At 32.1% G+C, this 13,570-nt stretch carries 12 protein-coding genes; 4 read left to right on the forward strand and 8 right to left on the reverse strand.

The window, feature by feature from the left end; translation table 11 throughout:
• Positions 1-13 precede the first annotated feature (13 nt).
• Positions 14-1,372 carry a pyridoxal-phosphate dependent enzyme gene (locus tag ACQYZ7_RS15075; protein ID WP_430730545.1) on the forward strand — a complete coding sequence of 453 codons (1,359 nt, stop codon included), beginning with the start codon at positions 14-16 and terminating at the stop codon, positions 1,370-1,372.
• A gap of 241 nt (positions 1,373-1,613) precedes the next feature.
• On the opposite strand, the gene lipA is transcribed toward ACQYZ7_RS15075, so the two are convergent.
• The 4 genes from lipA to ACQYZ7_RS15095 form a co-directional block, all read right to left on the reverse strand.
• Entirely contained in the window at positions 1,614-2,483 is an 870-nt protein-coding gene (gene lipA / locus ACQYZ7_RS15080; RefSeq protein WP_430730546.1) for a lipoyl synthase, read from the reverse strand.
• 38 nt (positions 2,484-2,521) lie between these two features.
• Positions 2,522-3,742 (reverse strand): Nramp family divalent metal transporter, encoded by a 1,221-nt coding sequence (locus ACQYZ7_RS15085; RefSeq protein ID WP_430730547.1) that lies wholly within the window; start codon positions 3,740-3,742, stop codon positions 2,522-2,524.
• A 182-nt stretch (positions 3,743-3,924) separates the two neighbouring features.
• Positions 3,925-4,488, reverse strand: a complete 564-nt coding sequence (locus ACQYZ7_RS15090) for an RNA polymerase sigma factor (RefSeq protein WP_430730548.1) — start codon at positions 4,486-4,488, stop codon at positions 3,925-3,927.
• 228 nt (positions 4,489-4,716) lie between these two features.
• Entirely contained in the window at positions 4,717-4,920 is a 204-nt protein-coding gene (locus ACQYZ7_RS15095) for a membrane or secreted protein (RefSeq protein WP_115901089.1), read from the reverse strand.
• Between the two features lie 135 nt (positions 4,921-5,055).
• Between ACQYZ7_RS15095 and aqpZ the strand changes: the two genes are divergently transcribed.
• Entirely contained in the window at positions 5,056-5,742 is a 687-nt protein-coding gene (aqpZ, locus tag ACQYZ7_RS15100) for an aquaporin Z (RefSeq protein ID WP_430730549.1), read from the forward strand.
• Positions 5,743-5,777: 35 nt separating this feature from the next.
• On the opposite strand, the gene murB is transcribed toward aqpZ, so the two are convergent.
• The gene (murB, locus tag ACQYZ7_RS15105; protein WP_430730550.1) at positions 5,778-6,788 is read right to left on the reverse strand and encodes a UDP-N-acetylmuramate dehydrogenase; all 1,011 of its coding nucleotides are present in this window, start codon (positions 6,786-6,788) and stop codon (positions 5,778-5,780) included.
• Positions 6,789-7,979: a pyridoxal phosphate-dependent aminotransferase gene (locus ACQYZ7_RS15110; RefSeq protein WP_430730551.1), complete on the reverse strand. Its 1,191-nt coding sequence runs from the start codon at positions 7,977-7,979 to the stop codon at positions 6,789-6,791.
• Between the two features lie 157 nt (positions 7,980-8,136).
• On the opposite strand from ACQYZ7_RS15110, the gene ACQYZ7_RS15115 reads away from it, so the two are divergent.
• The gene (locus ACQYZ7_RS15115; protein ID WP_430730552.1) at positions 8,137-9,477 is read left to right on the forward strand and encodes an aspartyl protease family protein; all 1,341 of its coding nucleotides are present in this window, start codon (positions 8,137-8,139) and stop codon (positions 9,475-9,477) included.
• 48 nt (positions 9,478-9,525) lie between these two features.
• Here ACQYZ7_RS15115 and ACQYZ7_RS15120 read toward each other — a convergent pair whose 3' ends face one another.
• Positions 9,526-9,930, reverse strand: coding sequence for a DUF1573 domain-containing protein (locus tag ACQYZ7_RS15120; RefSeq protein WP_430730553.1), 405 nt, complete (start codon positions 9,928-9,930; stop codon positions 9,526-9,528).
• 188 nt (positions 9,931-10,118) lie between these two features.
• On the opposite strand from ACQYZ7_RS15120, the gene ACQYZ7_RS15125 reads away from it, so the two are divergent.
• On the forward strand, positions 10,119-12,758 hold the full coding sequence (locus ACQYZ7_RS15125) for a valine--tRNA ligase (RefSeq protein ID WP_430730554.1): 2,640 nt from the start codon (positions 10,119-10,121) through the stop codon (positions 12,756-12,758).
• Positions 12,759-12,831: 73 nt separating this feature from the next.
• Here the strand turns inward: ACQYZ7_RS15125 and ACQYZ7_RS15130 are convergent, their stop codons facing one another.
• Positions 12,832-13,560: a head GIN domain-containing protein gene (locus tag ACQYZ7_RS15130; RefSeq protein WP_430730555.1), complete on the reverse strand. Its 729-nt coding sequence runs from the start codon at positions 13,558-13,560 to the stop codon at positions 12,832-12,834.
• Positions 13,561-13,570 lie beyond the last annotated feature (10 nt).

Consider the following 13,570-nt stretch of genomic DNA (forward strand, 5'->3'; position numbering starts at 1 on the left):
ACATTAATAAGATATGAAGTACGCAAAAAATATATTAGAAACTATTGGTAACACACCTTTAGTTCAGTTAAACTCAGTAACAAAAGAAGTAGATGCTTTGGTGTTAGCTAAAGTAGAAACGTTTAATCCAGGAAACTCTGTAAAAGACCGTATGGCACTTAAAATGATTGAAGATGCCGAAGCAGATGGTCGTTTAAAACCAGGAGGTACTATTATTGAAGGAACCTCAGGAAATACAGGAATGGGATTAGCATTAGCGGCTATTGTAAAAGGGTACAAGTGTATTTTTGTAATTTCAGATAAACAATCTAAAGAGAAAATGGATATCCTACGTGCAGTAGGAGCAGAGGTAGTTGTTTGTCCTACAAATGTAGAGCCAGATGATGCTCGTTCATACTATTCGGTTTCTAAGCGTTTAGGTGAAGAAACACCAAATTCTTGGTATGTAAACCAATATGACAATCCGTCAAATGCACAAGCACATTATGAGCAAACAGGACCAGAAATTTGGGAACAAACCGATGGTAAGATTACACATTTTGTAGTTGGAGTAGGAACAGGAGGAACTGTATCTGGTACCGCGAAGTTTTTAAAAGAAAAGAATCCAAATATTAAAATTTGGGGAGTTGATACGTATGGTTCGGTTTTTAAAAAGTATCACGAAACAGGTATTTTTGATGAGAATGAAATCTACCCATATATTACTGAAGGAATTGGAGAAGATATTTTACCAAAGAATGTTGATTTCTCTTTAATTGATGGATTTACGAAAGTAACCGATAAAGATGCTGCTATTTATACACGTAAAATAGCGAAAGAAGAAGGTATTTTTGTTGGGAACTCAGCAGGATCAGCAATCAAAGGATTGTTACAGTTAAAAGATGAGTTCAAACCAGATGATGTAGTGGTAGTATTATTCCATGATCATGGAAGTCGTTATGTAGGAAAAATGTTTAATGACGATTGGATGCGTGATAGAGGTTTCTTAGATGAAGAAATTACTACAGCAGAAGACTTAATTAAAGATCATATAGATAAACCATTAGTAACTGTTCAAACAGAAGAATTAGTATCGCATGCTATCGAAAGAATGCGTACATTTAAAATATCACAAATTCCAGTAAGAGATGTAAATGGTTTTGTAGGTTCTGTAGATGAATCAGCATTATTACATAGTTACTTAGAAGATAAAAATATAGCAGAAAAGCCTATTAAAGATATAATGGGTAAAGGATACCCAATAGTTAAAAAATCAGCTTCTATTGACGAGGTTTCGAAGTTAATTAATAAAGAAAATCAAGCAGTTTTAGTTGATTTAGAAAATGGGAAACATCATATTATAACTAAATATGATATAATTAGAGCTATTTAAGTAAGTTTATTTATAATACAATTATAAAACAAGAAGCCCGCTCAATTGAGCGGGCTTCTTTGTTAATCAACTAATTCAAATAATTTACACAATGAAAACAATGTTACTTGCTTACGGTATTGTTGTTTCCAATATCTGTGCCAAAATTATAAATAAAAAGGCGTACTTTATTTAAAATTTAATTATTTGACATTTTTTTAACGTTAAACCGTTAAAAAGTTAAGAATATTTTAATTTAAGGTTAGCTAGCGTGTTTATGTGCTTTATATGAAGAACGTACTAAAGCTCCACTTTCCACGTACATAAAGCCCATTTCTAACCCCAATGTTTCGTATTTCTTGAACTGGTCAGGTGTTATGAATTCCTTAACAGGTAAATGCTTTTTACTAGGCTGTAAATATTGACCAATAGTTATAACATCTAATCCAACACCACGTAAATCTTTCATGGTTTGTATTACTTCGTCTTCTGTTTCTCCTAAACCAAGCATAATTCCCGATTTGGTACGCATTCCGTTATCTTTTAAGTATTTTAAAACACCTAAACTACGATCGTATTTCGCTTGAATACGAACCTCACGAGTTAAACGACGTACAGTTTCCATATTATGAGAAACTACTTCAGGAGCCACTTCAATGATACGGTCTATTAACTTTTCGTTTCCTTGAAAATCTGGAATTAGAGTTTCTAAAGTCGTATTTGGATTAGCTCTACGGATAGCTTGTACTGTTTCAGACCAAATAATAGAACCTCCATCTTTCAAGTCATCACGGTCAACCGAAGTAATTACCGCATGCTTAATATCCATTATTTTTATTGAGCGAGCTACTTTTTCAGGTTCATCCCATTCTACAGTATCAGGACGTCCAGTCTTAACACCACAAAATCCACAAGAACGTGTACAAGTATTACCTAAAATCATAAAGGTAGCTGTACCTTCTCCCCAGCATTCTCCCATGTTAGGGCAGCTTCCACTGGTACAAATGGTGTTCAGTTTATATTTATCAACAAGCCCTCTTAGTTCAGTGTATTTTTTTCCTACAGGTAATTTTACACGTAACCATTTTGGTTTTTTCGTTCTTTCTGGTGTTGCTACAGTTTCGTTTGCCATTCCATAAAAATTGAACTGCAAATTTACAAAGAAAAGATTTATAAACTAAGTAAAAACCAAATACTAAATCCGAATAAAAAAACGATACCAACAAGGCTTAAAATACGTAAGCCGATACCTGGTCTGTGTTTTTTTGGTGTATGCTTACCAGTGATTAAGATATAGTTTAGGATTGCATAAAAAGGAGCTGTTAAAAAAGATAATACAGTGGCTATTCGTACAAGGAAAACCATATCACTTAAAAAATAGTATAAAATAACAGAGGTTCCAAACATTAGTAACACTAACCAAAACCAATAGTTTAACTTTCTTTTTTTAGGGAAAAGTAAGTTAGAAGATTTTTCCATGGCTCTAGGAGAAGCATCTAAAGTTGTAATTGTAGTACTAAACATAGTTGTAAAAGCTGCTACTCCAATAAAAACTGAAGAAAATTCTCCTAAGTTTTTAGTATATAAGTTGATGAGTTGAGAGGCAAAAATAGTTCCTTTACTAGAGAAAGATTCTCCTGATTGATACATAACCAATGCCCCTAACATAACAAAACAAACTCCTAAAAATAAAGCTCCGATATATCCAACGTTAAAATCAAAAATAGCTTGTTTGGGTTTTATTTTTTCAAAAGTAGTTTTGTTTTTTTCTACCGACCACAAAGAATGCCAAATAGAAATATCTAAAGGAGCAGGCATCCATCCTAAAAAAGCAATTAAAAATGTTACCTGAGCAGTTCCACTAGGCACTATTTGTTGAAAGCTAAAGCCTTTATTAGTTTTAAATAAAGCAATGTTTACTGCTACTATGGTACTAATGGTTAAAATAGCAATAATGTACTTCATTAGGTTGTCTAAAAACTTGTATTTTCCTATACCTAAGAATACAATACTAACGAACATAATTAGTACTGACCAAGTAACTAAATCAAAGGAAATACCAAAAAGATTAGAAGCCAAACTAGCTGTAACAATGGTAACAGCTGCTTGAATGGTAAACATGGTAGCGATATTTAAGATAAAATAACTTATTAAAACTCCTTTTCCTAGTTTTTTATATCCATCTAACAGCGTTTCGCCAGTTGCAGTAGCATACCGAGGACCAAACTGAAAAAATGGGTATTTAATAATATGTACTAGCAGTAGTGCCCAAAGTAAGCCAAATCCAAAGTCGGCGCCAGCTCTGGTTGATTGTACTAAATGAGAAACACCTATAGCAGCACCAGCAAATAATATTCCAGGACCTAATAGGTTTAAGAGAGATTTTTTCATAAAAAAAGAGAGCTTAAAAGTTTAAGTAGTTACTATTTTTTAACTTTTCAAACAAAGTTATTAGATACTTTTTCCTTACTCTTTTTTGTTGAAATTCTTTATAAAGCTCCTTTTTGTGTAAGTTTTTTCCTCTTTCATGAAACTGTAAAATCATAAGGTTTTGATTTTTATGGTTTTGCAATTTATGATTTCTTTATTATTTCAGCTAATAATTTTTTTGCACGAAGTAACTTCACCTTTACATTATTCATAGGTTCTTCTATCTGCTCAGAGATTTCCTTATAGCTTAACTCTTGAAAGTAACGAAGATTTATGATTTCTTGATACTTAGGTTTCAATTTTTTGATGTCTTTTAGAAGTTTTGCTAAGTTTTGTTCGGTAATAATTTTGTCTTCAGGTGAAGGAGCATCATCAACAACAGCATAGACTTCTTTTTCTTGTTCTTCGGTTGTTTGTGTGTATATGGTAGATTTTTTCTTTCGAAGAGAATCGATATATACATTTTTAGAAATTGTAATCAACCAAGTTTTAAACTGATAGTTTTCATCAAAAGTTTCAATTCTATCAAAAGCTTTAGAAAAAGTTTGAATGGTAATATCTTCAGCATCATTATCATTCTTGGTTTTTTTTAACTGAAAAGCGTATACTGTTCCCCAAAAAGTATCTAATAAATAATTAAAAGATATTTGATTTCCGTTTTTTGCCTGTTGAATGTGGTGAAGTACTTTTTCTTGATTTATTTCCAATGCTTAGGTTTCGAAATTTGATTTGATATAAAGATACTAATTTGCAGCAATACTAAACAAATATCAAGGAATGGTAGCAATAAAACAAAACTTTCTTATGTTGATTTTCCAAGAGAGATATGTTAAAATAAGTTAATACACTATCTGTACAGCCATAGCTACATAAGGAGCGTAGAGTAGGAGTATGTATTGTAAAGAAAGTAAAAGGTTAGTTGAGAAGTGTTATGCTTAATTATGCTCAGGCTCACTACATGTATCGAACTGATCTGGGGTTTTACCACAAAATCCACAAGCTTCACCACTTTCGTTTAACATCGGGTTTTGGCTAGCACAAGTACCAGCAAACTCTCCGTCTTTTTTTGCCCAAATTTTAATGGCAATTCCAGCAAATGCTAACGCTAATAATCCTATGGTAACAAAAATTAATTTCATGATGTATTGTTTTGTATTGCAAAGATACAAACTTCACGTTTTCTTTTAGAATTAAATTATTGTAGATTTATAACAGTGTGACTTTTATTTGTTTAAGTGTCATAGATAATAATCAATTAATTTAAAATTATGAATATGAAAAAATATTTTGCCGAATTTTTCGGGACATTTTGGTTAGTTTTTGGAGGTTGTGGTAGTGCTATTTTTGCAGCGGGTTTTCCAGAGTTAGGAATTGGTTTTGCAGGCGTTGCACTGGCTTTTGGTTTAACAGTGTTAACAATGGCGTATGCTGTTGGACATATTTCTGGGGGGCATTTTAATCCTGCCGTTACTATAGGTTTATGGGTAGGAGGAAATCATACAGCAAAGGAGGTACTTCCTTATATCATTTCTCAATTAGTTGGTGCTGTTTTGGCAGCTACTTGTTTGTATGTAATAGTAACAAATAATAGAGGATTTGAATCGCTAGGAGGTTTTGCAGCAAACGGTTATGGAGAGTTGTCTCCTGGAGGATATAACTTAACAGCAGCTTTTATAGCGGAGTTTTTATTAACTATGTTTTTCTTGTTAATAATTTTAGGAAGTATTCATAAAAATGCACCTAAAGGTTTTGCTCCAATTGCAATTGGTTTAGGGTTAACTCTAATTCATTTAATAAGTATTCCGATTACCAATACTTCTGTGAATCCAGCTCGCTCTATGAGTCAAGCATTATTTGCTGGTGGAGGTTATTTGTCACAAGTATGGCTATTTTGGGTAGCACCGATTGCAGGAGCAGTTGTAGGAGGTTTTATTTATAAAGTTTTGTTTGATAAAGAATAGAGAAATAAAAAAGGAGCACAATACGTGCTCCTTTTTTATTTAATAATATTGACTTCTATCTCAAGTTTTATATCAAATTTATCTTTAATAGTCTGCTGAATTTTTTGTGCTAATTCGTAAATTTCTTTCCCTGTAGCATTACCATAGTTAACTAAAACTAAGGCTTGTTTTTCATGAACCCCGTAATTACCAAAATTCTTTCCTTTAAATCCACTTTGTTCAATTAACCAACCAGCTGGCACTTTAACTTCAGTGTCTGAAATTACATACGAAGGAATATTAGCGTGTTTTTCTTTAAGCTTTTCAAAGTGTTTTTTAGGAATCACTGGATTTTTAAAGAAACTTCCGCTATTACCAATTTCTTTTGGATCAGGTAATTTTGACTGACGAATGACAATAACAGCATCAGAAATATCTTTAATCGTCGGATTTGTAATTCCTTTTGAAGACAACTCAGATTCTATAGCTCCGTAAGAAGTATTAAGTTTATGATTGTTTTTTGTCAACTGAAAACTAACAGAAGTTAGTATGTACTTTCCTTTAGCTTCATTCTTAAAAATAGAATTTCTATATCCAAATTTACATTCTTCCGCAGCAAAAGAAATTAGCTTTCCTGTTTCAATTTCAATCGCTTCTACTTTTGTTATAGTGTCTTTTACTTCAACACCATAAGCTCCAATGTTCTGGATTGGGCAGGTACCTACATTCCCAGGAATTAAAGATAAGTTTTCCAATCCACCGTAGTTTTGAGAAACACACCATAAGACGAACTCATGCCAGTTTTCACCAGCATTTACAGTTATGCGGATATCGTTATGATTTTCTCTATCGATAGAAATTCCTTTAATATCAATATGTACAACTAGGGTTTCAATATCTTTAGTAAGTAACATGTTACTACCACCAGAAATTAAAAAAATGTCTTTTTCTTCTTTTAAAAGTTGTTGTAGTTGGTATACAGAAGTAATAGAAACAAAACGTTTGGCATTTACATTAATGCCAAACGTGTTGTACTCTTTTAAAGATATGTTTTCTTGAATATTCAATTAACTATTATATTTTTCTAAGGCACTTTTTAATATTTCAACCGAACGTTTTAAATCAGCTTTGTTTAAAACATAGGCAATACGAACTTGATTCTTTCCTTCACCTTCGGTAGAGTAGAATCCACTTGCAGGGGCTACCATTACCGTTTCGTTATTATCATTGAATTCTTCTAAAATCCATTGTGCAAAATCGTCAGTATCTTTAACCGGTAATTCAGCTACACAGTAAAAAGCTCCTTTAGGGTTCGCAACTTTTACTCCATCGATTTTCTGTAATTCAGTAATTAATGTATTTCTACGATCCTCATACTCTTCAATAACTTCATCAAAATAACTTTGAGGAGTATCTAAAGCTGCTTCACTAGCAATTAGAGCATATGTTGGCGGACTTAAACGTGCTTGTGCAAATTTAAGAGCAGTATTAATGAATTCTTCGTTTCTAGAAACAATGCAACCAATTCTTGCGCCACACATGCTGTAGCGTTTAGAAACAGAATCAATCATAATAGCATTTTGCCCTAAGCCTTCTAAAGTCATTACTGAATTGTGTTTTTCTCCACCGTACGTAAATTCACGATACACTTCATCAGCGATTAAAAACAAATCATGTTTTAATACAATTTGTTTTAGTTTTTCAATTTCCTCCTTACTATATAGGTATCCGGTTGGATTTCCTGGGTTACAGATTAAAATTGCTTTGGTTTTTGGAGTGATTAATTTCTCAAAATCTTCAATTGCAGGTAAGGCAAAATTATCTTCAATTTTAGAAATAACAGGAACTACTTTTACACCTGAAGCAGTAGAAAAACCATTATAGTTAGCATAAAAAGGCTCAGGGATGATTATCTCGTCTCCTGGGTCAGTTATACTACCAATACTAAAAAGTAAAGCTTCAGATCCTCCAGTAGTAGCAATAATATTGTTAGCATTTACATGAATGTCGTTTTTAGCATAATAATTAGCTAACTTGGTTCTATATTCTTCTGAACCTTCAGATCTAGCATATGATAACACTTCAATAGTATTATTTTTTACAGCATCTAAAGCAACTTGTGGTGTTTTAATATCAGGTTGACCAATGTTTAAATGGTAAACTTTTGTTCCATTTTTTTTAGCGGCCTCAGCAAAAGGAACCAATTTACGAATTGGTGATTGAGGCATAGCATTTCCTTTACTAGAAATTGATGGCATTTTAATATAAATTAGTTGTTTGAAAAGCAAAATTGCGAAATATATTTGAGAGTATCAGAATGTTTATTGGAAAAAAAACGGTTAAAAAAATCATAAAAACAAGAAATTCTAAAATGAAGATTGTATCTTTAAGTATATAACTATAAAACAAGTTCTTTTGAATAGATTATTACTATATTTTTTTGCGCTTTTTTTTAGCGTGTCTGCTTTTACTCAACAAAATTTTCAGTTTTTAGGGGAAGAAACTGATAAGCAATCGATAAGATTTCAGTTAATCAATAATTTAGTAGTCATTCCGTTGGAAATTAACGGGCATCAGTTATCATTTATATTAGATACAGGTGTAAATAGAACAATCTTATTTAATTTGACTTCTAAAGATAGTATTGGCCTAAATAATGTAAAAAAGGTATTTATAAGAGGTTTAGGTAGTGGGGAACCAGTAGAAGCTTTATTTTCTAGAGGTAATAATTTTAGAATTAAAAACATTACTAGTTCTAATCAAGGGCTATATGTTATTTTGAAAGATGCATTTGATATTTCCGCTAAAATGGGGACAACCATTCATGGGATTATAGGGTATGATTTATTAAAAGACGTTATAGTTAAGATTAACTATGTAAGTAAACGGATTGATTTTTACAATCCTAAAACATATGATTTGAATGTATGTAATAAATGTGAAAGTTTTCCATTACAATTTTATAGAAACAAACCATATATAAATGTTAAAGTACAGGTTGATACAGTAGCGAACAGAATGTTACCTGTAAAACTTTTAATAGATACTGGGGGTAGTGACGCTGTTTGGCTGTTTGAAGGAACAAAAGAAGAGTTAAAAACACCTAAAAAGTTTTTTAAAGATATAATTGGTGAAGGTTTCAGTGGTACTATTTATGGTAATCGAAGTAGGGTTCCAAAAATTTCTATGGGTAAGTTTAAAATAGTGGAACCGACTGTATCTTTCTTAGATTCTTCATCAACTTTTAATGCAAGACAATTTAAAGAAAGAAATGGTAGTATTGGTGGAGGAATTTTGAAACGTTTTAAGATTTGGATTGATTACCCCAATAAAAGAGTAATACTCAAAAAAAATGCTTCATTAAATAAAGGGTTTTATTACAATATGAGTGGTCTTCATATAGTATATGATGGACAAGAGTTAATAAAAGAAAAAGGAGCAACTAAGTTTGAAGATAGTTATAGTTTGAATAATCAAACTCCTAAAAACAATGTAATTTCTTTAGTTAGCACTTTCTTTTATCGTTTCAAACCTAAGTATAAAATAGATAAAGTAGTAGAAAACTCACCTGCATTTAAAGCGGGGCTTCAAGTAGGTGATGTTATTAAGAGGGTTAATGGAAGACCGTCACATGAATATCATTTAAATGAAATTATAGAAATATTTCATACAAAGCCAGGTAAGAAAATGAGGATGGAAATAGAGAGGGGAGGAGTTCGATTAAAATTTATGTTTAGGTTAGAACAAAGAATATAAAAAAAAGCTCAACTTAAGTTGAGCTTTTTTTTATATTAAGATAAGTCCTTAACTATCACTTACTGTACTTTTCTCTTTTGAAGGAGTAGCATCTTTTACAATGAATCCTTTAATTTTAACTCTTTTTCTTTTGTTTTTAGCATTTGAAATAACAGTTAAAGTTTTAGAGAAACCTCCTAGTCTTTTCGTGTCATAAGAAACCTCAATTTGTCCTTTTTTACCAGGCATAATTGGTTCTTCAGGTTTAGTAGGTACTGTACATCCACAAGGAGATACAATATCTTTTATGATAATTGGAGATTCTCCTACGTTCGTGAATTCAAATACGCGTTTTCCTTCAGACCCATAAGCTATCTTTCCATAGTCAATAGTTTCAGATTCAAATTTAAATTCTTGTGCGCTTACTGTTAAGGTAATAAAGCAAACAGCGATAAATGATAAAATTGTTTTCATAATGTTAAAAATTAATTTTTTAGGGATATTAGCCGCTACAAATTTAGTATTATTTCTTTAAGTTCTAAAAAAACAACCTCTAATTTTCTGTACCTCATAGATAGTTGTATTTTTGCTAATCGAATTTCAAAAACAATGCCAAAGGTTAAAAAATGTTAAATTATTAACCATAAAGATACACATAACATATGAATATTCCATCAAAATATAATTCTAAAGAAGTAGAAGGAAAATGGTACGATTACTGGATGAAGCACAATTACTTTCATTCAGAAGTAGATGAACGCGAACCCTATACAATTGTTATACCACCACCTAACGTCACAGGGGTATTACATATGGGGCATATGTTAAATAATACGATTCAAGATGTGTTAATTCGTCGTGCCCGTTTACAAGGAAAAAATGCATGTTGGGTTCCAGGTACTGATCATGCCTCAATTGCTACAGAAGCAAAAGTGGTAGCGAAGTTAAAAGAACAAGGAATTGATAAGAATGATTTAACTCGTGAAGAGTTCTTAGCACATGCTTGGGAATGGAAGAACGAGTATGGAGGAATCATTTTAGACCAATTAAAAAAGTTAGGAGCTTCGTGCGATTGGGAACGTACAGCATTTACTATGGATCCTGCGTTGTCAGAATCAGTGATTAAAGTATTTGTTGATTTGTATAACAAAGGATTGATTTATCGTGGTTACCGTATGGTAAATTGGGATCCTGAAGCAAAAACAACGCTTTCTGATGAAGAAGTGATTTACGAAGAGCGTCAAGGAAATTTATACTATTTACAGTACAATATTGTTGGTTCTGACGAAAAAGTTGTCATTGCAACAACGCGCCCTGAAACTATTTTAGGAGATACTGCAATCTGTATAAATCCAAATGATGAGCGTTTTACACATTTAAAAGGTAAAAAAGCAATTGTACCTTTATGTAATAGAGAAATACCAATTATTGAAGACGAATATGTAGATGTTGAATTTGGTACTGGGTGTTTAAAAGTAACTCCTGCACATGATGAAAATGATAAAGCTTTAGGTGATAAGCACAAATTAGAAGTAATAGATATTTTTAATGAGGATGCTAGTTTAAATTCATTCGGATTACATTATGAAGGAAAAGATCGTTTTGTAGTTCGAAAAGAAATTACCAAAGAATTAGAAGAAAAAGGTTTTTTAGTAAAAACGGAAGTTCATACCAATAAAGTAGGAACCTCTGAAAGAACTAAAGCCGTAATTGAACCAAGATTATCTGATCAGTGGTTCTTAAAAATGGAAGACTTAGTAAAACCAGCTATCGATGCTGTTTTAGGAGAAGGTAGAGAGGTAAAGTTATTTCCAAAAAAGTTTGAAAATACCTATCGTCACTGGATGGAAAACATTCGTGATTGGAATATTTCTCGTCAATTATGGTGGGGACAACAAATTCCTGCGTTCTATTTTGGAGATGGTAAAGAAGACTTTGTTGTTGCTGAGAATATTGAAGATGCAGTAAAACTAGCTCAAGAAAAAACAGGAAATGCATCGTTAACTGCTTCTGACTTAAAACAAGATCCAGATGCCTTAGATACATGGTTTTCTTCTTGGTTATGGCCAATGTCGGTTTTCGACGGAATCCGTAATCCTGAGAATGAAGAAATCAAGTACTACTATCCAACAAACGATTTAGTAACGGGACCAGATATTTTATTTTTCTGGGTAGCACGTATGATAATTGCTGGATACGAATACAAAGATCAACGTCCGTTTGAAAACGTATATTTAACAGGGTTGGTACGAGACAAGCAGCGTAGAAAAATGAGTAAATCCTTAGGAAACTCACCAAATGCCTTAAAATTAATAGAAGATTTTGGTGCTGATGGAGTTCGTGTTGGATTGTTATTAAGTGCTGCTGCTGGAAACGATTTATTATTTGATGAAGATTTATGTCAACAAGGAAAAGGCTTCGCTAACAAAATCTGGAACACTTTCCGTTTAATTAAAGGATGGGAAGTAGATGAAAGTTTAGCCCAACCAGAAACTGCTAAAATAGGACTAGCTTGGTACGAAGCGAAGTTTAGTAAAGTATTACTAGAAATAGAAGATCACTTTAGTAAGTATCGTTTATCGGATGCATTAATGGCTATTTACAAGTTAATTACTGATGATTTTTCTTCATGGTTATTAGAAATCGTTAAACCAGGATACCAACAACCAATTGATGCAAAAACATACAAGGCTGTAATAGAAGTATTAGAGAATAATTTAAAAGTATTGCATCCATTTATGCCTTTCTTAACAGAGGAAATTTGGCAGCATATTACAGAAAGAACTCCAGAAGATGCTTTAATTATAGCAAAATACCCAACTGTAGGAGAAACAAACGAAGAATTAATCACAAATTTTGAGTTTGCTACAGGTGTGGTTTCAGGAATTAGAACAATTAGAAAAAATAAAAATATTTCGTTTAAAGATGCGATAGAGTTATCTATTGTAAATAACGAAAACTTCACTAAAGAGTTTGATGTAGTAATTCAAAAGTTAACAAATGCTTCAGAAATTAACTATGTTACTAATAAAGTAGAAGGAGCAGCATCATTCCGTGTGAAATCAAACGAATACTTTGTTCCAATTTCGTTAGATACCATTGATGTAGAAGCTGAAATAACGAAGTTAAATGGAGAATTAAAACGTGCTGAAGGCTTCTTAACAGGAATTCAAAAGAAGTTGTCTAACGAACGATTTGTAAGCAATGCGCCAGAGCAAGTAATCACTTTAGAGCGTAAAAAAGAATCAGATACCTTAGCTAAAATTGAAACGATTAAAGCTAGTTTGGCTTCGTTACAATAAGAAAGTAAATTTAGATAATAAAAAATCCGCTGTAAATTTACAGCGGATTTTTTTTGTAGTTAGTTAAGGTGTTTTAATTTCTATCAATAACACTTCCTGAGCCTAGAGCTGTCTTGTCTATGTCTGATGGTTTTCCTTTATAATATATACTCCCAGAGCCTACTATTGTAGCTTTAATTCTATTATTAACAGTGGCTGATACATCGCCAGAGCCAGCAATGCTAGCTTTTAAAGAGCTTGTTTTTAAGTCATATGCTTTTACATTTCCCGAACCACCAATAGAACATTTTAAGTTGTCACCTTTTCCTTTTAGTTTAATGTTCCCCGAACCACCTATAGAAGCTTTTACTGTATTAGCGTCTACACTAGCTATAATGTTTCCTGAGCCTCCTAAGCTAAAAGAAACTTCATCAGCTTTTATGCGCTTTTTTGCAATTACATTTCCAGATCCTCCCAAAGCAACAGCTTCAATCTTTTCAAAAGGAATGGTTACTGTTAGTTTTTTTGTAGCTTTAATATTGGTATTTTGTTTAAAGTGCACATTTAATTTTCCGTTTTTAACTTCAGTTTCAATGTACTTTAAAATATTCTCTTCTCCTTCTAAGGTTATTTTACCTTCAGTTCCATCAATTAAATAAACATCAAAGGAACCTCCAACGTTTACTTTGTCAAAAGAACTAATCTTTCTAGTTTCTGTAATAACTTTTCCGTTACCTTCAATTTTTTTTGAATTCCACCAGCTTTGTGCCTGTGTTTGGAAACTAAAAAAAAGAGTTAATAATAAGATTGCTAATTTTTTCATTGTAGTATAA

This window comes from Tenacibaculum sp. SDUM215027 (assembly GCF_050566205.1).
Taxonomy (GTDB): domain Bacteria; phylum Bacteroidota; class Bacteroidia; order Flavobacteriales; family Flavobacteriaceae; genus Polaribacter.